We start from the raw sequence: 19,551 nt of genomic DNA on the forward strand, positions 1-19,551 counted from the left end.
CGATTGCATCAGAGTTGGCACACTTTTGTACTGACGCTATTTGTTTCATGAGCTTTACTGACAGCAGGCCCCTCACTTGAGGGAAGTTTCATCTACAAATGGTTGAAAAGTCTTAAATAAAATTCGGAACAGGACGACATATATAAAGTGATATTCACAAAAGACAGTCCGGATTCGTAATGACCTCGACACGTAACTGGCTACGCTTGGAAACCATCTGTGAACAGATGCCTATTTGAAGCTGCAAAAGCGTCATCGCAAAACGCCCAGGATCAGCAGGATCCAGACGCATACAGGGAGTAAGGGAGTTCTATGAGGTTGCAGCCGGTCGACAGTCTTTCGCTCACCCGCACCAGTCTGGTCGAATACTTTCTTTTCGGTATTCGGCTGGCCCATGGCATTGCCTGCATTCTGCCCGGCCTTGCAATCATGATGCTTATCAAGCATGACGGCCCGGAAACACAGCAGGGTTATATGACCATGCTGCTGTTTTTCGGCTTTGTCGGCGTGTTGGTGTTTCAGGCCATGGGCGTCTATTCCGAAGCGTTGTTCAGCAACGATCTGCGCATGGGCGCGCTGGCAGTTGCCTGGACCGCAGCCTTCGGGCTATTGCTGTTCATGCAACAGGCAATGGGGCTGTTCGGCTATCTCTCTCCCGAAGAATCGCTGATCTGGTACCTGACCAGCCTGGCGCTGTTCGGCATCATTCGCCTGCTGCTGTTGATGCTGTTCAAGCGGCAGATGCGCAAGGGTGTATTCCTGCAACACGCTGTGATTCTGGGCGCGACGGAAAATGGCCTGCGCCTGGCCGAGTACCTGCTTGAGCATCAGGACATCCGTTCGGGTGTCACCGGCTTTATCGACGACCGGATCGGTCGCATGCCCAAGACCGTGGCCAACCTGCCCCTGCTGGGCAATACCAGCGACCTGGAACGGCTGATTCGCGAAGAGAAAGTGACTCAGGTACTGGTCGCCCTGCCCTGGACGGCGGAAAACCGCATGGATTACATCATTCGCGAACTGCGCAGGCTACCGGTCAACGTGTTACTGGTGCCGGACATGATTGCCTTCCGGCATACCCACAACCGCATTACCGAAGTGGCCCGGCTGCCGATGTTCAATGCGTCGGATCTGCCGCTCAGTGGCTGGTCTCCATTCATCAAGCGCGCCGAAGATATCGTTCTGTCGTCGCTCGCTTTGCTGGTGTTGTCACCGGTAATGCTGCTGGTTGCGCTGGCGATCAAGCTCGACTCCCCAGGCCCGGTGTTTTTCCGCCAGAAGCGCTACGGTTACAACAATCGCCTGATCGAAGTATTCAAGTTCCGCTCCATGCATCAGCACCAGGCCGATGCAACGGCCGAGCGCCAGACCACCCGTGGAGATGCCAGAATCACGCGGGTCGGGCGCTTCATTCGCAAGACCAGCCTGGATGAACTGCCACAGCTGTTCAATGTAGCGGCAGGCAGCATGTCAATGGTCGGGCCACGCCCACATGCGACGGCCACCAAGGCTGCAGGGATTTTGTTCGAGCAGGCGGTGAAAGAATACACGTCGCGGCATCGCGTCAAACCGGGGATCACCGGGCTGGCGCAGATTAACGGCTATCGTGGTGAAACCGACACCGTGGAAAAAATCGAAAAACGCGTCGAGTTCGATCTCGAGTACATCGAAAACTGGTCTGTCTGGTTCGACCTGTACATCCTTATGCGCACTGTGCCTGCAGTGCTATTCACTCGCGAGGCTTACTGATGAGCACGCTTATTCCCTGCATCATCGCCGGTGGCTCCGGCACCCGTCTGTGGCCGGTCTCGCGAGAAGCCATGCCCAAGCCGTTCATGCGCCTTCCCGACGGCCAGAGCCTGCTGCAGAAGACCTTCCTGCGGGCGGTCGGCCTGCCCGGAGTCGACCGCCTGCTGACGGTTACCAACCGGGAGGTGTACTTCCGCACGGTGGACGACTACCGCCAGTTGAACAAAGGCAATGCGCGTCTGGATTTCATCCTCGAGCCCTTCGGGCGTAATACCGCAGCGGCGGTCGCTGCCGCTGCACTGCATGTCAGCCAGCTGTATGGCGATGACGCGCAGTTGCTGGTTTTGCCTGCTGATCACCTGATTACCAATGTCGAGGAATTCTCCAGAGCAGTGACGGCCGCGCAGAAGCTGGCCACTGAGGGTTGGATGGTGACGTTCGGCATCGTGCCGACCGCAGCGGAAACCGGTTTCGGCTATATCGAAAAAGGCCCGGCACTTGACGCCGATGCCTGTCAGGTCGCCCGTTTTGTCGAAAAACCCGATGCAGTCACCGCCCAGGGCTATGTGGACGGTGGTCTGCATTTCTGGAATGCCGGGATGTTCTGCATGCGTGCCGATGCCGTGCTTCAAGAGCTGCGTACTCACGCGCCTGACGTGCTGAATGCGGTCAGCAGTTGCCTGGCATCGAGCCCGCGCAAGGAAGGCAATCGTGAACTGCAAGTCGAGCTGGACAGCGAATCGTTTGCCCTGACCCCGGACATTTCCATCGACTACGCGCTGATGGAGCGCTCCGAAAAGGTCGCCGTAGTGCCCTGCCAGCTCGGCTGGAGTGATATCGGTTCCTGGCAGGCCGTGCGTGAGCTGTCTCCCGTCGACGCTCAAGGCAATTACTGCAATGGCGAAGCCGTGCTGCATGACGTCAGCAATTGCTACATCGACTCACCCAAACGTCTGGTGGGCGCTATTGGCCTCGACAACCTGATCATCATCGACACCCCCGACGCCTTGCTGATCGCAGACGGACGCCGCAGTCAGGACGTCAAGGTCATCGCTCAGGAGCTCAAGCGCCAGGGCCATGATGCCTACCGTCTGCACCGCACCGTCACGCGTCCGTGGGGCACCTACACGGTGCTCGAAGAAGGTAAGCGTTTCAAGATCAAGCGCATTGTGGTTCGCCCGCAGGCATCACTCTCATTGCAGATGCACCATCACCGCAGCGAGCACTGGATCGTGGTCAGCGGCATAGCCACCGTCACCAACGGCGAGCGTGAATTCATGCTTGATACCAACGAGTCGACGTTCATCAAACCGGGGTTCACGCACCGGCTGGTCAATCCGGGTGTCATCGACCTGGTGATGATCGAGGTGCAGAGCGGTGAGTACCTGGGCGAAGACGATATCGTGCGTTTCACCGATATTTACGGACGTGTTCCCGACAAGACTGTGAAGAGCTGATCCACGAGCGGCAAACGCCGCTTGATTCACTCGGTTTTCAATTGATAGCAACCGGAACAGGCAGTACCCGCCAACATGAATTTATTACCCGCAAGGGAGCCGTATTTGTTCTCGACAGGAGTTCAGGACCAATGAAAAGCATGATGCTGATCGCAAGCTTATTGCTATTGAGTGCATGTAACACACCGTCCAGGGTGGGCTTACCGGATGACCGTGCGCAAATTGAAGCCGGTCAGGCGGCAGGTCGCGCACTGGCGGGCAAACCGCTGCCGCCGGAAAGAATCCGTCCTGGCGATACCCTGCGAATCGTGCGCAACAGTGGCGAGGCACCGTCGATTTCGGCGTTTACCGCCAACTCCATCTACGAGCTGACCCTGTTTCAGGTGCTCAACGACGGCACCTTTTCCTACCCTTACATCGGCACTGTCAAGGCTGCGGGCCTGACACTCCAGCAGTTGAATGACCTGCTGGAAAGCAAGCTGCAGAATGTCTACCGCGAGACGGCACTGACCATCAACATTTCCCAGTCACCGGGCAATACCGTGTTTGTCGGCGGTGCCGTGCGCAACTCGGTGACATTACCGGTCAATGTCGCCACCAATCTCGATCAGGCGATTGTCGGCGCGGGCGGTGTAGCGCTTGATGCCGATGCCGGCCAGGTCGCGCTGCTGCGTCAGGAAGAAAACGGGCTCTACAAGACCTACTTCTTTGATTACAGCAAGTTTCTCTGGGCGGGTGGTGCGGGTGGCCCTACAGCGCCGGTACTGCTGAAACGTGGCGATATCGTGTTCGTTCCCAAATCATCGGTCGGCAACAAGGTTGACGGCGTATCCCTGTATTTCAACCAGCTGATCCCCTTCGCGAAGTCGATCGGACTGGGCATGAACTACGAGCTGCGCAACAACAATTAATTGTCAGGGAAACAGACATGATCAACATCCGCTCATTCCGCGACCTGCTGCGCCTGCTGTTCATTTTCAAGCGCGAAGTCAGGATCACCGTGCTGGCGACCTTCGTCATCATCCTTCTGGGCGCGTTTCTGCTCCCCAACCGCTACGAGTCCACAGCTTTGCTGCTGGTCAAGCCCGGCCGTGACAGCAGCACTGTACCTATCGAGCTGTCCGACCGTCAGGCTATCGTTATACCGAGCGGCCTGCGTGATCCGCTGCTCGACGAAGAGCGCATGCTCAGCGGGCGGCCGATCATGCGTGCCGTGTCCGAAAAATACCTCGCCGAGCTGTCTATGGTGCCGCCTGAAACCGGCGTTCTGGCGTCGGTGAAAAACGGCCTCAAGGCAGTCGTCGGGGCAGTCGTCAACGGCGTACGCAACGTTCTGCAATTTATCGGTCTGGCGGAGCATCGCTCGCAGGCCGAACGCCTGGCCGAGGATCTGGAGAAAAACTTCAAGGTCAGCCACGAACCGGGCTCGTCGGTGATGGAGCTGAGATTTACCTGGAACGACCCGGACATCGCACAGACCGTGCTCAGGACCTGGATCACCGAGTACCAGTTGCAACGCACAAAGACACTGGGCCGGGTCAGCCTGTACGCGTTCTATGAATCGGAAGTGAAAACGACCGGCGCGAACATCATCGAGTACAAGAAGCAAATCCAGAATTACCTGAACCAGTTGAGCGCAGTGAGCATTTCCCAGCGCCTGGCGGATACCTCGCAGGGGCTCAACGATCTGCGTACCGAGCGCAACAACACAACCCGTTCCATTGCGTCTACCAAGGCCGGCCTGGACCTGCTGAAAAAGCAGTTGGCAGAGCAACCCAAGACAGTCTCGGCAGGTCGCGAACTGGCGTTGAACCCCAATCGCCAGGACTTGCAGAACCGCATCAATGGCAAGGAAGTGGAGCGTCAGGAAATGCTCCGCTCGTTCAAGGAAGAGGCGCCGCCAATCCGGGCGATCAATGAGGAGGTCAACAACCTCAAAAAGCTGCTCAAGGAACAGGAAGCCACCGTCCAGCGCTCTGAAAGCATCACTCCCAACCCCATCTACAACCGCATGCAGAACGTGTACGCCGATCAGCAGACCAGCTACGCGCGCCTGCAAACCCAGCTCGTTCAGCAAAATGCGCAGATCGCGCAGCTGGAAAGCGACCGCCAGCAGGCACTGAATCTGGAGCCGGAGCTTTCGCGCCTGCAGAACGAACTGGATGCGGCCGAGAAAAGCTATGCGCTGTACAAGGACAGCCTGGAAAAATCGCGTATTGACCGTGAGCTGGACAACAGCCAGATCAGCAATATCGCGACCATCGAAGACGCCACCTTCAACCCCAGCCGGGTGTTCCCGAAAAGCCTGCTGATGCTGTTTCTGGCATTCCCGCTGAGTATTGTGGTTGGTGCCGTGGCGCTGTACTTCTTCTACCTGCTGGACCAGCGCATCCACGACGGCGACAAGATCGAGAGCAGCTTCGGCGTCCCGGTCTGGACCAGCCTGCCCGACCTGGAACGCGCTCAGGAACGCAGTGCAGCCTTCACCTCCAATTTGCACCGGATATACGGCATTCTGCCGCTCGATCAGGTAGACGAGCGCGGCCTGACCATCGGCTTCACCTCGGTCAAGTCCGGCGCGGGCGTGTCGTTCGTGATCGAGCGGCTCAGCACCTTGCTGATCGAACAGGGTCATCAGGTCCGCACCGAAGGCCGCGGGCCGGCCAGTCCTGGCGAAATCGTGTTGATCAACGCTTCGGCACTTTCCGCCAATCAGGATGCTTTTGTGCTGCTACGCAAGGCTGACCTGATCGTGTTGGTGGTGCGTGCCGAAGACACCACCGTGCCGATGCTGGAAGACACCTTGAATAACCTCAACACCGCATTCAAGAAAGTCGACGGCATCATTATCAACCGCCGTCGTTTCGAGGTACCGGAGCAGGTACTTAACTTCCTCAAACGGATCGGGAGCCGAGGCTGATGCGCATTGCCCTGCTTGCGCCGCTGCCACCCGAGCAGAACGGCATCGCCGATTATGCCGGTCACCTGCGGCATGCGCTCGAAAGCCTCGGCCTGCAGGTCAGTACACCGCTGCTGGGTGTCGGCAACGATCCACGTGCCGCAGAACGGCGCGTGGCCGAAACGGACTGGAGCGAAATCGATCTGGTCCATGCCGAACTGGGCGGCGGACGGCTGGCAGAGTTTCAGGCCCTGCGTGCCTTGCGTCGACGCTTCCCGAAGCTGCCGTTGACCGCGACAGTGCACGATCCCGAGCGGCTGGTGTGGCGGCGCGAAAAACTGCCGTGGCCCTTATCGATCGCCAGCGGCATGCGCTCACCGCTGCCGGAAATGGCGACGGTGCTGGCCGACCCGCTGTGCCTGCGTGAAGAACGGCAATTGGCGCAGCACATGACCCGTCTGGTGACACTGACCCAGGCTGGCAGCCAGAGCCTGCGTCAGCGCATGGGGCTGAAAACCGCACAGATGGCGGTGATCAGTCACGGCAACGTCGCCATCGCTCCCGCCCCGCTACCACCTCTGAAGCCATTGCGCCTGCTGTATTTCGGCTTCATTTATCGCGGCAAGGGAATCGAAGACCTGCTTGATGCGCTGGCCAGCGTTTTCACCGCACAGCCTGCGTTAAGGTCGACCGTACGCCTGACCCTGGCAGGCGGCAGCGAGCCGGAAATGGCCTTCGGCCCGTCCGGCAGCTACCTGGAGCAACTGCGCCTGCGTATCCGCCAACTGGGCCTTGTCGATCTGATCGACTGGCAACTGGACCTGCCTGCCGAGCAGATCCCGCAGGTAATCCAGGCCCATCACGTGATGGTCCTGCCTTATCGCGAATCGAGCAAACTGAAGCTTCTGGGCAAACTGCGCGGCACCAGCGGCGCGCTGTCATGGGCGGTGGCGTGTGGCAGGGGCGTGATTACTTCTGATGCACGCTCATTTGCCGAAGAAGTCTCGCACGGCAACGGCATGATCTATCCGCAAGGCGATGTGGACGGACTGGCAAAGGCTCTGACGCAAGCTTGCGCGGATCCGGAGCTGGTCAAAAAATGGGCCGAAAACGCCTCGCACATGGGCAAGGCCAGAGTCTGGAGCCACACCGCAGAGCATTTTCGGGATGTATTCCGCCAGGCATGCGAGGAGAAGTGACATGCAGCGTCCATCCAGATTCCGGCAAATCGTCGCGAGCGCACTGCTCAGCGCAGCAATGTGCAGCGCTACCCAGGCAGCAACGGTCCTCAAGGCACCTCGCGAGGTGGTATGGGCGGACTTTCTGGGCGTCAACGTGCAGTTTCAGTATTTTGCGCCTGATATCTATCAACAACAGATGAGCCGCCTGGACGAACTGGGCCTCAACTGGGTGCGCCTGACCATTCACTGGCCGGTGATAGAGCCGCAAAAGGATCACTACGCACTGACCGAGCTGGATGCCGCCATGGCCGCAATCAAGGCGCACAGCTACAACACGGTGGCTTATCTGGTGGGCTCGGCACCTTTCGCCAGCAGCGCACCGGCCGGTGCGAAAAGCCGCGATCAGTATCCGCCCACGGATTTCAACGTATTTGCCGCACGCATGACCGCCCTGGCCCAGCGCTATCCACAGGTGAACAACTGGCAGGTCTGGAACGAGCCGAACATTGTCTGGCTGCCCAAGGAGGACCCGACCGCCTATGGACGCCTGCTGACCACCACTGCCAGCGCGATTCGCGCCGCCCTGCCGGACAAGACCATCGTCACTGCGGGCATGGCTTATTACAGTCAGATGCACAGTACCTCTGGCTACATGATGCAGGCCCTGCTCGATAATGGCCTGGGCCAGCAGAACATCGTGGCGGCATACCATCCGTACTCCGAGTACCCCGAAGGCGATTCGCTACCGGACCGCGATTTTCTGGTGCGCGCCAATGCCATGAACCAGTTGCTGCACAGCAATGGCGTCAAGCAGGTGTGGGCCACTGAATGGGGCTGGTCGAGCTATGCAGGCCCAGTGGAGATGCAACATTTGATTGGCACTTCAGGTCAGGCCGACTACACCCTGCGCCGTCTGGCACTGATGAGTGCGATGGATTTTCAGCGCATCTTCCTGTTCAATCTCAGTGATCTGGATGAGCGCGCCTCGGCCCGCGATCAGGGTTACGGCCTGCTTGACCTGCAAGCCAGCCCCAAACCGGTCTACACCGCACTGCAGAATTTTCTCAAGATCACCGGCCCGCGCCTGCAACCCGCCGAGCCGCCCGCAGTGAGCCGTGTACCGGACGATCTGTACGCAGTGCCGTGGACCCGTGACGATGGCACTCATCTACTGATGTTCTGGAGTGCGACCGGCACCTCGCTGAATTTCCCGAACATCACCGACGCGGTCGTGCATGACCCGCTGAGCGGCAGCCGCACTCCATTGTCCGCAAGCCAGGGTGTCACTCTGCTGCTGAAGCCGACTCTGCAAATTCTGGAATGGAAGCCCTGAGTATGCGAATTCTATGGACGCTCCCTTACCTGCCCTGGCCTACCACCAGCGGCGGCAAAACCCGGGAATACCATTTGCTGCGCAATCTGGCAGCGCGCGGCCATCGCATCACCCTGCTGGTGCAGTCCAAGAACGCGCTGGACGATAGCGCTCGTTCGGCACTGGAACCCTGGCTGGAGCGCTTGATCGTGATCGATCGACGCCCGCTGTTAAGCCTGCGCACGTTGCTGGCCGTGGCGTTTGCACCTGCGCCGATGCTCGCCAGCGTCAACGGCTACGCCCCGAAACTGGAAAAAGTCTTCGAGCAACTGCTTGAAGAGGACTGGGACATCATCCAGTTGCAGCACACCTATTTCTTTCAGCCATTCGAACGCGTACTCAAGCGTTCGGGCAAACCGTTCGTGCTGACCGAACACAATGTTGAATCAGACCTTGGCGCCGCCAGTTACGACCGCCTGCCACGCTGGGCCAATGCCTTCGCCGTGTATGACCGCTGGCGCTACCGGCGTTGGGAAACCCGGGTATTTCGCCAGACCGGCGAGTTGATCGCGGTCACCGAAGACGACGCCAAGGTGCTGTCGCGCTTGAGCGGCAGGGCCACGTCTTATGTCGTCAACAGCGTCGACTGCGCTTACTACGCCAGCGTTCATGCGGACCGAAACAGCCATCGCCTGCTGTTCATCGGCAACTACGAATATGGCCCCAATATCGATGCCATCGAATGGGCGCTGGACGAAATCATGCCGCTGGTCTGGGCTCAGGCACCTGCTGTGCGCTTTGCCATCGGCGGCTTCGGGCTGCCTGAAGCCTGGCGTGAACGCTGGCCTGACCCGCGTATCGAATGGCTGGGTTTCGTACCTGACCTGCGCGTCTTGCAGGCCAGTGCCTCAATGTTCTTCGCGCCCCTGCGCCAGGGCGGCGGCTCCAAGCTCAAGACGCTGGAAGCCATGGCCGCCGGACTGCCGGTAGTCACTACCGCGCAAGGCGTTTCCGGGTTGTCGGTCACCAATGGCGAACATTACCTGGGCAGCGAAGACGCGTCCGGGCTGGCAACCCTGATCGTTGAATACACCGATAAACCGTTACGGCTCGACCAGATTGGCGAAGCCGGCCGCGTTTATGTGCGTGCCCGGCACGACTGGTCCGTTTCGGCCGCCCAGCTGGAAGTGATCTACACCCGCTTTTCGCTCCCCAAGCAAGGATCGCGCTCATGCGTATAGGACTCGACTACCGCGCGGCAGCCGGTTACCCCATCAGCGGCATCGGTCGCCAGAATTTCGCGCTGGAACAGGCGTTTCGTGAACATCCGGACGTGCAATTGCAGCTGTTCTGCGTGGCCCCCTACGATCATCCGGTACGCCGTTTGATGCACACCCCACGCTGGGCGGCACCACTGGACTCGGTGCATCGCCTGCCGGATCGCTTGCGCTTCGAAGGCATGTTCCTGCCGGGCGCCCTGCGTGATGCCGGGGTGCAGATCTACTTCGCCAACATCAACATGGGCCTGCCGCTGGGGCGCAAACCGGCTGACATGCGCTACGTATTACAGCTGCACGATCTGTTTCAGATCACTCAGCACAACAGTCACGGCTCACGACTGAAAGCCAGGATTTACCGGCTGACCGACTACCTGTCGATTGCCTGGTCGCTGAAAGTGGCCGACCAGATCTGGGTGCCGTCGCAATTCACTGCCAACGAAGTCGCGCGCCTGTTTCCCAGGGTCAAAGGCAAGCTGCGCGTGGTGCCATTGCTGGTAGAAGGTTTCAAGGGTGAGCCGGCTGATATCAGCCAACTGCGAATGCCCCTGCGTTACTGGCTATGCGTGGGCACACGCGAACCGCGCAAGAACATCAAGTGGTTCGTGGATGCCTGGCAGACCGCACGCATGCAATTTGTCGACACCCCGGAACTGGTACTGGTCGGTGGCGACGATCCGCTGACCGAAGCCCAGCGCCAGTTACCGGGCCTGCACGTGCTCAGCGGCCTGAGCGATGCCGAACTGCATGCGGTCTACAAAAATGCCGAGCGACTCTGGCAGCCATCCATAAGCGAAGGTTTCGGGCTGCCGGTGATCGAGGCACTGAACACAGGTACGCCGGTTGCCGTGGCCACCGGCTCTTCGCTGGACGAAATAGCCCCGCCCGACAGTCCGCGCTTTTCACCTGTCGACAGTGGCAACCTGATCAGGCTGATGGGCACGTTGTCGCATGCGCCCGAAGAGGACCCCGCAGTTGCCAGAGAATGGACAGAGCGCTACCAGTTGAAAGCCTTTTGCGAACGCGTGCACGCGACGCTGGAGGAATTGCGCTGATGCCACTGGCCTTACCCCTGGGGCTGATGTTCAGCCTGATATTCGGTGTGATGATCTGCATGCTGCCTGCACCGTTCGTCGTGGCGGCAGCAATCGGTCTGGCAGCGGCGGCCACGATCATTCGCCGCCCGGTCCGTGGGCTCGTGCTGTTCTGCCTGATCGGGACCTTCCTGCCCTACTCTACAATTCAGATTGGCGTTCGTACCACGGTGTCCGAAGCGCTGATCATGCTGACCTGGGCCAGCTACCTGCTGCATGCAGTCTTTCAGGAACGCAACACTGTGCCCAAAATGCTGAGCACCGAAAAACTGCTGGTGGCATTGATGCTGTTCAGTGCGTTCCCGTTTCTGGTCGGCCAGTTGACCGTCGTCGCCGACGGCAACGGCCCGATCAACTGGGTTCGCTGGCTGTTCAACCTGTCTATCCTGTTTCTGGTGCCGCGCTTGCTGACCTACCTCAAGACCCTGGAAAAGGCGGTCATGGCGCTGCTCGGCGGGACTTTGCTGCTTTTGGTGCTGTCGATCTCGGTGTATGTGACCAAAGGCTCGGCAACTGCCATCATTCCGATCCTCGGCAGCCTGGGCTACAGCGGTGCAGACATCTTGAGCGAGAGCCTGCTTTCGCTTGCCAGCCGCATGGGCTCGCCGTGGATGCACCCCAACGTGGCAGGCGGTGCCCTGGCCATGTTGCTGCCGCTGGCGTTCTGCTTCGGCATGACGCGCACCGGCTCGGCGCGCAGGCTGGGCCTGACGGTGGCGGCACTGGGTGCCATCGGTCTATTGCTGACCGGCTCACGCGGGGCGCTGTTGAGCCTGATCGCCGTGATGCTGTTGATGGCCCGGCGACGCATTCCGCATCTGGGACGGCTGTTGATGGGCGGGCTGGTCGCCGGTATTTTCCTGCTGGCATTCTACCCGCCGCTGCAGGACCGACTGATGGGGTTGTTCACCTCCGACGACGCCAGTACCGCGATTCGCTTCCTGGAATACAGTCATTTTCCCGACGCAGTCGCCACCTTCCCGTTCGGCATCGGCTTCAAGGTCGACCCGCCGGTACTGGGCTATACAAAATTCGGTATTTCCAACCTGTGGCTGAACTTCATCTACAAGATCGGCCTGCCGGGCATGTTGCTGTTCATCGCCGTGACCATCAGTTGGTGGAAAGAAGTTCGCCCAGGCAGCGACAGGGTAGTGCTGACTCGGGAAAACGCCATTGCGCTGGGCTGCACCACGGGCGTGCTCTCTGCTTTATTCAGCGGCCTGTTTGACCACTACTTCAGTTTCACCAGCGTGCTGGTTGCCTTGTTCTGGCTATTTGTCGGCATCAGCCTGCACGAAACCAGACGCCTGCGCGCCAAGGCCGAAACGACTCCTCAACACCCTGACGCCTCACCCGAGCCGGGAGCCTCCTCATGAAACACCGCATGATGCATTCTCATAATCTCAGAGAGGCACTGCCCGACTACGCGCGCAAGATGGCGGTGCCGCTCGAAGAGCTGGAAGCCGCCTACCAGTGGATGCTGGACAACGAAGTGTGCTTTGAAACACGTATCAAGGATCGAACCCTGTCGTTCATCTGCTACCTGAATATCGAACCAAGAATCGAAAACCCGCTGGCGCGGCGCTTCTACAAGCTGCTGTCCAGCGAAACCCTGGGTGCGCTGATTCCTTTGTACGGAATCAACTGGCCGACCCTGCGTGACCGCATGTTGCGGACCTGGGAACAGGCTTACAACATCCTGATCTGCAAGATCCCCAGCCATACCCTGCGCCTGCTGTGGTTGCGCATCGGTGGTGCGAAAATCGGCAAGGGTTCGACTGTGTGGCGCAATACCGAGGTGCTGGGCGTCGACAGCCTGCGCATCGGCAACGACACCACCGTGGGCTGGCATTGCCAGCTTGACGCCCGTGGCGGGCTGGTGATTGGCGATCACGTCACCATCGCTTCACACGTGCTGATTATCGCGGGTGGACACGACCTCGCCGAGCCCGAATTCTGGGCGGTCGGCGGGCCGGTGTTCATCGGCGACTACGCATGGATCTGCAGCCGCGCGCTGCTCTCGTTCGGTGCAGACATCGGCGAAGGCGCGGTAGTGGGCGGCAACAGTGTGGTGTCCAAACCTGTCGCGCCGTATGCGATCGTCAGCGGGCCGAATGCCGAGGTCAAGGGTGAACGCGCTCGCGGCCTCAAGTACAAGGTGGGCGGCAAAGGCCTGTTCACCCTGTTTCACTGATCGGCAGGGCGCGCGATGCTGGGCTCGACACTTTGGCTGACGCTGGCCACCCTCACCGGCCTGGCAGCCGGTTTTGCCCGTGAATGGCTGTTGGTAGCAGCCTGGGGTGCCGGCAGTCAGAGCGATGCCTTTCTGGTCTCGATGTTTTTGCCCGAAGCGCTACGCATGTCACTGGCCGCAGGGCTGCTCAGCGCTGCCGCCCTGCCCCTTTATCAGCAGCGTCCGGCTGACCGGCAACAACGCTGGCTGGGCGGCATGGCACCGCGTTTGTTATTGACCGGGGTGGCATTGAGCGCAGTGCTGGCGATCGGTGCCGGGTTTCTGGTGCGTCTTATCGGTCCGGGGCTGGACGCCGACGGCTATGCACAGGCAGCCAGCGGCCTGCGCTGGCTGGCCTGGTGCGCACCCGGCTTCATGCTTCACGCGCTGTTCTGCGTACCTTTGCAGGCCCGTTCGCGCTTCGTACTGGCCGGGCTCGGCTCGCTGCTGTTCAACCTGCCACCCGTTATCTACCTCGCCACGTTCAGCCACGCCGCAACATCGACCGGGTTGGCCAGCGCGTGCGTAATGGGCAGCGTGCTGATGCCGGGCGTGTTGTTGCCTGCCCTTTATCGTTCGGGATGGCGACCCTGGCAGTGGCAATCAGAAGCCGGCGCCGTGCGCGAACTGCTGCAACGCATCGGTCCACTGCTGAGCAGCAACCTGGCCAGCCAGGGCCTCGCCTTGCTTGAGCGAATGGTCGCGTCGTTGCTCGGTGAAGGCGCGGTAACCTGGGTCAATCTGGCGCGCAAACTGATCAACCTGCCGCTCATTGCATTGATGAGCCTGAACCAGGTACTGCTCGGGCTGATGAGCGGCAGCGCGGGCGAGCAGCGTTTGTCGCTACTCAGACGCGGGCTGGGCAGCGCCACATTACTGACCCTGCCGGCAGTAGCCGGGCTGATCGGCGCGGCTGGTGCGCTGGTGACCCTGTTGCTGCCCAATCAGAGCCATGAAGGTCCGTTGCCTGAGCTGTTGGCCTGGTTTGCCGTGCCGCTGATGTTTGGTGCCTGGAACGCCTTGCTGGCGCGCTACGCCTACGCCGCCGGTGACACGCGCCTGCCGCTCAACTGCGAGTTGATCGGCAGCCTGTGTAACGCGCTGCTGCTGGCGACGCTGCCCTTTGCCTTCGGCCTGACCGGTATCGCCATCGCGGCGCTGGGCGGCGCGCTGGTCACAGGCGTGCTGCTAATGCGCCGTCAGGCGTTGCTCGGCGTTTTACCGTGGCGCAGTCACTGGCTGCTGGCCAGCCTGCTGATGATCTTCGCCGCCCTGCTCCTGCACCCGCTTCACGACACTTGGCTGCAATTAGGCCTGAGCTGTGTTTACGGCGCTTTGCTGCTGCTCGGGCTGGCGTTGTGGCTCAAACCATGGCGCAACGTGCCTGCCTGATCGGCAGACTGCCGACAGGCCTCCCTGAACCGCTCCAGGCTCGGTGAGACGAACTTGTCGCGGTGAGTGATCATGAAGAACCGACGATTGAGCGGCGGCAGCGGGCTGGCGAGTGTGCGCAACTGCCCGCTCAGCAGCAGATCGGCGACGATACGCCGGGACAGACAACTGATGCCAATGCCTTGAGCAAGGGTGCGCATTATCGCTTCAGAACTGCCTACCTGGCGCATGTCCTGCAGATCGTGCAAATGCCTGAGCAACAAGTGCTCGACCTCCTCCGGGGTCCCCGAACCCTGCTCACGCAACAGCCATTCAGCGTTCTGCAGCTCCCCCAGTGAAACCTGCTGTTGCCGCGCCAACGGATGAGCGCTGCCGGCAACAATGACCATTTCATCGATCAGCCATGGCTCGGCGATCAGCTCCGGCAGATGGCACGGTGCCTCGATCAGGCCCATATCGATTTCAAACTGCGCGACCTTGCGAGCAATCAGTGTGCTGTTGCCAATGTCCACATCGACTCGCAGCAGAGGCGTCGAACTGCGCAGTGCGCCGACTATCTGCGGCACGACGTAATTGCCAATGGTGCTGCTACTGCCGATTCGCAGGCGAGCATTCAAGGTCGCGCCCGGCAATAGAAAGCTGTCTTCGATCTGCTGGGCGTTTTCCAGCATCTGCATGGCACGTGGCAGCAATGCCTGGCCGTTATCGTTGAGGACCAGCCGCTTGCCCACCCGATCGAACAGCCGGGTGCCCAGCGCACTTTCCAACTCGTTCAATGCCGCACTGGTAGCCGACTGGGACAAAGACAAGGCATGACCCGCGCTGGTGGTACTGCCACAGCGGGTGATTGCGCAAAAAATCTGTAGTTGACGCAGGTTGAGTCTCAAGACTGAACTCCGTAGCCGGGCAAACAGGGAGTATCAGTTTTTTTGTGTTCGGGCTGGTTAGGGCCTGCCGTCAGGCAGGCCCTTGTTTTACCAGCTCGGTCTGGTAAATCGGTCTCCGTACAGGATCGCAAATTGATTCATTGCCACTTTCCAGTCGTGTGCCGCATGACCCCAGTTGGCGGTGATGTTGCGCAACCCAAGCCATATCAGTTTCGTCGCAGCCTCATCGGTCGGGAAGTGCCCTCGAGTCTTGATGATCTTGCGTAACTGGGCATTGATGCTCTCGATGGCATTGGTCGTGTAAACCACTTTGCGAATGCCCGCCGGAAAAACAAAAAACGGTATAACCCGATCCCAGGCGCGACGCCATGCAGCAACTACAGTCGGATACTGCTTGCCCCAGGGGCCCGCTTCAAAGGCGTTAAGCTCTTGCTCAGCCACATCGGCATTGATCGCCTGGTAGATCGGCTTGAGTGCTTTGGCCAGTGCCCGACGTTTATCCCAAGCGGCATAGTCCAAGCTGTTGCGGATCAGATGCACGATGCAGGTTTGCAGCGTCGTGGCAGGAAAAACCGCCCCCAACGCCTCCGGTATTCCTTTGAGGCCATCCGTGACGGCGATCAGAACATCTTCAACGCCACGAGTCTTGAGGTCGTTGAACACCTTCATCCAAAACTTGGCACCCTCGGTGCTCTCGATCCATATACCCAGAATGTCGCGCGTGCCATCAGGTAATACCCCCAGCGCCAGATAAATAGCCTTGTTGCACACTAACCCCTCGTCCCGGATTTTGACCCGTAACGCATCGAAGAAGATCACCGGATACATCGGTTCCAAGGGTCGTTGCTGCCAAGCGCCCACCTCTTCCATGACCGCATCGGTGACTGAGCTGATGAAGTCATGGGACACGTCAGTTCCATACTGCTCAGATAGAAAAGCGCGGATCTCACGCACCGTCATGCCCCGGGCGTACATGGCAATTATCTTGTCGTCGAAGCCTGTAAAACGTCGTTCGTGCTTGGGAATCAGGATCGGGGCGAAGCTACCATCGCGGTCTCTGGGGATATCCAGGCGAAGCGGCCCGTCGTCGGTCAGAACCGTCTTGCTGCTTTTGCCATTGCGCTGATTGGTCGACTCCTCAGGGCGCTCCGCGCCCTGAGGATAACCAAGGTGGTGACCCAGCTCGGCGCCTAGCGCACGCTCGATCAGAGCCTTCTTGAACGCCATGGACGCGTCTTGAATGGCTTCGGCGCTCATCGGGCCTTTAACAAACTGCTCGATCAGCTCTTGGGGAATCGAGGGCAACTCCCTCGCTGTTGCATTGGCGGACTTCTTTTTGGTCGGCATACATGCACCTCTAGCTACATGTTATGCCCGAACACAAAATTTCTGACAGTCTCGGGCAAACCTACCTGAAAATCAGGTAACAAGAAGATAGATTACCCGTTTAGAAGATTTTCTGTGACTGCGTAGACTGAAACCTGTTCCCCATTTAGCAGCCGGATACGGCCATGAGCAGGTTCGCTATTATCAACAAGGGCAACGCGCCTCTTGCAGCGCTGACGAGCCCGCTGGAGGCCGTTCGACAATTCACCCCCAATTGGTTCGCAGTGACCATGGGCACCGGAATTTTGTCACTGGCGCTGGCGCAACTGCCGGGGGACATTGCTGCATTGCGCACGCTGGGTGAAGCGTTATGGCTCCTGAACATAGGCCTGTTCGCCCTCTTCAGCGTCATGTATGCCAGCCGCTGGCTGCTGTTTTTCGACGAGGCGCGTCAGGTGTTCGGGCACTCCACCGTGTCGATGTTCTTCGGCACCATTCCCATGGGGCTGGCGACTGTCATCAGCGGCCTGCTGGTGTATGGTCCGGCGCGCTGGGGCACTGCCATCGTGCCGCTGGCCGAAGCATTGTGGTGGCTGGATGTAGCAATGGCCCTGGCGTGTGGCGTGTTGATTCCGTTCATGATGTTTACCCGTCAGGAACACAGTATCGAGAAGATGACCGCTGTCTGGCTGTTGCCCGTGGTGGCAGCAGAAGTTGCAGCAGCCTGCGGCGGACTGCTGACCCCGCACCTCGCAGCCGCTGATTCGCAGTTCACCGTGCTGATCACCAGCTACGTGTTGTGGGCCTACTCGGTACCGGTGGCATTGAGCATTCTGGTGATTCTGCTGTTGCGTCTGGCATTGCACAAACTGCCTCATGAAAGCATGGCGGCGTCGAGCTGGCTGGCACTTGGCCCTATCGGCACAGGCGCATTGGGCATGCTGGTGATGAGCAACGAGGCCCCGGTCATCTTTGCCGCCCACGGCCTGGCGTCGCTCGGCACGGTGGTGGCTGGCATCGGTGTGATGGTCGGTACGCTGTTCTGGGGGCTGGGGCTATGGTGGTTGGCGCTGGCTGTATTGATCACCGCGCGTTACTTCAAGCAGGGTATCGAATTCAATCTGGGCTGGTGGGCATTTACCTTCCCGCTCGGCGTGTATGCGCTGGCGACGCTCAAACTCGGCGCTAGCCTGCACCTGAGCTTTTTCGACGTGTTTGGTACCGGGCTCGTCGCGCTGCTGGCACTGATGTGGTCTGTGGTGTCGGCACGTACTCTGGCAGGCGCCTACCGGGGACATCTGTTCGTCTCGCCCTGCATCGCTTCGAGCCAATGTGTCCGCCGGTAATTTCCCTTGAACTTACCTCGCGGACGAAGCGCCTGAGAGAAACATCTTCAGGACAAAGAGCACTCATGCATATCTCAGAATTTTCCGGTAACTACGGCGCTCGCGATGAAAACATCGTTATCAATTCGTATACCACGGTGTTGCGCAGGAACGGCGTTCCCCATGACTTATTCGCCACCTACTGGCGCGATGTCCACGGCCCTCTGTGCGCGAGGCTTGAGGGCCTTGGCTGGTATGTGCAGCATCACTTGACGCGTGAAAAGGATGGTCATTTGTGGCCGCTGATCGAAGGCGTCACACCACTGCCGGGCTACGTGCTGGATGGCGGTGTGGAGATCGGCTTTCTATCCGCCGAAAGTCAGCAACAATTCAAGGACGCCAGCGCTCTGCTGTTCTCCGACGAGCAGAACATGTTTGAGCAAACCATTGCTTACGACGTGCCGGATGGCTCCAGCACACTGGTGGATCGCCTGCCCGATCCGATTCCCAACGAAACGGCGACGCTGGACAAAATGCACCTGCATTTCCATCTCGCCAGCGATGAGCTGCCCGCCGCCCGCAAGGCTATTGAAAAGCTCGCGAATGAAATGGCCGGTGCCGATGCCGTACTCAAACTGCGCCTGCACCTCGCGCAACCCTACGACAACGCGCAGCCGGCACCGCCTGCGCCCGACGTTGATCACAAGGTCGAGGCGTCACGCCTGAACATCATCATGATGGAACTGGTGTTCGAATCGGCCTGGGCCCGTCGAACCTATTACGCCAGCGAGCACTTCAAGGCCATCACTCAAGGTATCAGCGAGCACGTGCGTTACATCACGCCGTTTGGCGTCAGCGGTGTCTATACCTACGTGCGCGACGCGGTCATGACCACCGCAGGCATACGTGGCAGCAGACAGGCCGAGCTGATCCGCCAACTGGGTGCGATCAATCAGACCCGGCCCGAGATCGAGCGCCTGTTTGGCGCGGCGCCCTGAAGGGCTTTTGAGCTGACAGTTATCTCATCCTGCACGCTTCGAAATCGTGCTTTACTCAAAAAAATGGAATCGGGTGACGCCTGTGAAAGCTCTGACGACTCGTGAGGTGTATCAGCAACTGCGGGATGCTGCGATGGGCACACGGTCGTTGAGGCTTATCGGCACAACCTCCGGCTTCGGGCTGCAAAAGGTCGATATCGACGGCTGGCTGCTGACGCTGGAAATAACCGATGGCAGCCCGACGCGCTGTCGGTCGTGCTGCTGTCCGCAAGGCCGGGAGGGCTCGTTCGCAAGCTGGCTGCGCACCGACCCGGTCAGTTTGCTCAGTGGCTGGGAGCATTCGCAGATCGAGCGGTTGTTGGGTGAGGCGGCCGATCAGGTCCGGGGGCAGTCACCTGAGCCTCAATGACAGTTCCTGCAA

General features: G+C 59.6%; 16 protein-coding genes. 14 read left to right on the forward strand and 2 right to left on the reverse strand.

The window, feature by feature from the left end:
• Positions 1-312: 312 nt before the first annotated feature.
• The 11 genes from FFH21_RS17150 (at position 313) to FFH21_RS17200 (ending at position 14,594) form a co-directional block, all read left to right on the forward strand.
• Positions 313-1,749: an undecaprenyl-phosphate glucose phosphotransferase gene (locus tag FFH21_RS17150; protein WP_004665755.1), complete on the forward strand. Its 1,437-nt coding sequence runs from the start codon at positions 313-315 to the stop codon at positions 1,747-1,749.
• A complete protein-coding gene (locus FFH21_RS17155; protein ID WP_004665756.1) occupies positions 1,749-3,206 on the forward strand; it encodes a mannose-1-phosphate guanylyltransferase/mannose-6-phosphate isomerase in 1,458 nt (485 codons plus the stop codon). The genes FFH21_RS17150 and FFH21_RS17155 overlap by 1 nt, the downstream gene beginning before the upstream one ends.
• 131 nt (positions 3,207-3,337) lie before the next feature.
• Positions 3,338-4,117, forward strand: coding sequence for a polysaccharide biosynthesis/export family protein (locus FFH21_RS17160; protein WP_004656922.1), 780 nt, complete (start codon positions 3,338-3,340; stop codon positions 4,115-4,117).
• A gap of 17 nt (positions 4,118-4,134) precedes the next feature.
• A complete protein-coding gene (locus tag FFH21_RS17165; protein WP_004656924.1) occupies positions 4,135-6,126 on the forward strand; it encodes an exopolysaccharide transport family protein in 1,992 nt (663 codons plus the stop codon).
• Complete coding sequence (locus FFH21_RS17170) at positions 6,126-7,304, forward strand: glycosyltransferase (RefSeq protein ID WP_004656925.1); 1,179 nt, start codon at positions 6,126-6,128, stop codon at positions 7,302-7,304. The genes FFH21_RS17165 and FFH21_RS17170 overlap by 1 nt, the downstream gene beginning before the upstream one ends.
• A 1-nt stretch (position 7,305) precedes the next feature.
• On the forward strand, positions 7,306-8,619 hold the full coding sequence (locus tag FFH21_RS17175; RefSeq protein ID WP_004665758.1) for a cellulase family glycosylhydrolase: 1,314 nt from the start codon (positions 7,306-7,308) through the stop codon (positions 8,617-8,619).
• A 2-nt stretch (positions 8,620-8,621) separates the two neighbouring features.
• Positions 8,622-9,839 carry a glycosyltransferase family 4 protein gene (locus FFH21_RS17180; RefSeq protein ID WP_005780622.1) on the forward strand — a complete coding sequence of 406 codons (1,218 nt, stop codon included), beginning with the start codon at positions 8,622-8,624 and terminating at the stop codon, positions 9,837-9,839.
• Positions 9,830-10,930 carry a glycosyltransferase family 1 protein gene (locus FFH21_RS17185; RefSeq protein ID WP_011169014.1) on the forward strand — a complete coding sequence of 367 codons (1,101 nt, stop codon included), beginning with the start codon at positions 9,830-9,832 and terminating at the stop codon, positions 10,928-10,930. Before FFH21_RS17180 ends, FFH21_RS17185 begins: the two co-directional genes overlap by 10 nt.
• Positions 10,930-12,345 (forward strand): O-antigen ligase, encoded by a 1,416-nt coding sequence (locus FFH21_RS17190; protein WP_011169015.1) that lies wholly within the window; start codon positions 10,930-10,932, stop codon positions 12,343-12,345. Before FFH21_RS17185 ends, FFH21_RS17190 begins: the two co-directional genes overlap by 1 nt.
• Entirely contained in the window at positions 12,342-13,163 is an 822-nt protein-coding gene (locus tag FFH21_RS17195; protein WP_004665762.1) for an acyltransferase, read from the forward strand. Before FFH21_RS17190 ends, FFH21_RS17195 begins: the two co-directional genes overlap by 4 nt.
• A 15-nt stretch (positions 13,164-13,178) precedes the next feature.
• Positions 13,179-14,594, forward strand: coding sequence for a lipid II flippase MurJ (locus FFH21_RS17200; protein WP_004665763.1), 1,416 nt, complete (start codon positions 13,179-13,181; stop codon positions 14,592-14,594).
• On the opposite strand, the gene FFH21_RS17205 is transcribed toward FFH21_RS17200, so the two are convergent.
• Together FFH21_RS17205 and FFH21_RS17215 are read right to left on the reverse strand one after the other, a co-directional pair.
• The gene (locus FFH21_RS17205; protein ID WP_011169016.1) at positions 14,528-15,481 is read right to left on the reverse strand and encodes a LysR family transcriptional regulator; all 954 of its coding nucleotides are present in this window, start codon (positions 15,479-15,481) and stop codon (positions 14,528-14,530) included. The genes FFH21_RS17200 and FFH21_RS17205 overlap by 67 nt on opposite strands.
• An 87-nt stretch (positions 15,482-15,568) precedes the next feature.
• A complete protein-coding gene (locus FFH21_RS17215; RefSeq protein ID WP_004666928.1) occupies positions 15,569-16,828 on the reverse strand; it encodes an IS256-like element ISPsy17 family transposase in 1,260 nt (419 codons plus the stop codon).
• 164 nt (positions 16,829-16,992) lie between these two features.
• Here FFH21_RS17215 and FFH21_RS17220 point away from each other — a divergent pair, with 164 nt between their 5' ends.
• From FFH21_RS17220 to FFH21_RS17230, 3 genes are all read left to right on the forward strand, one after another.
• A complete protein-coding gene (locus FFH21_RS17220; RefSeq protein WP_004656950.1) occupies positions 16,993-18,153 on the forward strand; it encodes a TDT family transporter in 1,161 nt (386 codons plus the stop codon).
• A gap of 65 nt (positions 18,154-18,218) precedes the next feature.
• Positions 18,219-19,130: a hypothetical protein gene (locus tag FFH21_RS17225; RefSeq protein WP_004665765.1), complete on the forward strand. Its 912-nt coding sequence runs from the start codon at positions 18,219-18,221 to the stop codon at positions 19,128-19,130.
• An 82-nt stretch (positions 19,131-19,212) separates the two neighbouring features.
• Positions 19,213-19,539 carry a hypothetical protein gene (locus tag FFH21_RS17230; protein WP_011169019.1) on the forward strand — a complete coding sequence of 109 codons (327 nt, stop codon included), beginning with the start codon at positions 19,213-19,215 and terminating at the stop codon, positions 19,537-19,539.
• Positions 19,540-19,551 lie beyond the last annotated feature (12 nt).

This window comes from Pseudomonas sp. KBS0707, from assembly GCF_005937945.2.
Lineage (GTDB): Bacteria > Pseudomonadota > Gammaproteobacteria > Pseudomonadales > Pseudomonadaceae > Aquipseudomonas > Aquipseudomonas amygdali.

Coding starts and splice junctions, on each gene's coding strand:
- FFH21_RS17150 (WP_004665755.1), top strand. CDS start 313: ATGAGGTTGCAGCCGGTCGACAGTCTTTCGCTCACCCGCACCAGTCTG.
- FFH21_RS17155 (WP_004665756.1), top strand. CDS start 1,749: ATGAGCACGCTTATTCCCTGCATCATCGCCGGTGGCTCCGGCACCCGT.
- FFH21_RS17160 (WP_004656922.1), top strand. CDS start 3,338: ATGAAAAGCATGATGCTGATCGCAAGCTTATTGCTATTGAGTGCATGT.
- FFH21_RS17165 (WP_004656924.1), top strand. CDS start 4,135: ATGATCAACATCCGCTCATTCCGCGACCTGCTGCGCCTGCTGTTCATT.
- FFH21_RS17170 (WP_004656925.1), top strand. CDS start 6,126: ATGCGCATTGCCCTGCTTGCGCCGCTGCCACCCGAGCAGAACGGCATC.
- FFH21_RS17175 (WP_004665758.1), top strand. CDS start 7,306: ATGCAGCGTCCATCCAGATTCCGGCAAATCGTCGCGAGCGCACTGCTC.
- FFH21_RS17180 (WP_005780622.1), top strand. CDS start 8,622: ATGCGAATTCTATGGACGCTCCCTTACCTGCCCTGGCCTACCACCAGC.
- FFH21_RS17185 (WP_011169014.1), top strand. CDS start 9,830: ATGCGTATAGGACTCGACTACCGCGCGGCAGCCGGTTACCCCATCAGC.
- FFH21_RS17190 (WP_011169015.1), top strand. CDS start 10,930: ATGCCACTGGCCTTACCCCTGGGGCTGATGTTCAGCCTGATATTCGGT.
- FFH21_RS17195 (WP_004665762.1), top strand. CDS start 12,342: ATGAAACACCGCATGATGCATTCTCATAATCTCAGAGAGGCACTGCCC.
- FFH21_RS17200 (WP_004665763.1), top strand. CDS start 13,179: ATGCTGGGCTCGACACTTTGGCTGACGCTGGCCACCCTCACCGGCCTG.
- FFH21_RS17215 (WP_004666928.1), bottom strand. CDS start 16,828: ATGCCGACCAAAAAGAAGTCCGCCAATGCAACAGCGAGGGAGTTGCCC.
- FFH21_RS17220 (WP_004656950.1), top strand. CDS start 16,993: ATGAGCAGGTTCGCTATTATCAACAAGGGCAACGCGCCTCTTGCAGCG.
- FFH21_RS17225 (WP_004665765.1), top strand. CDS start 18,219: ATGCATATCTCAGAATTTTCCGGTAACTACGGCGCTCGCGATGAAAAC.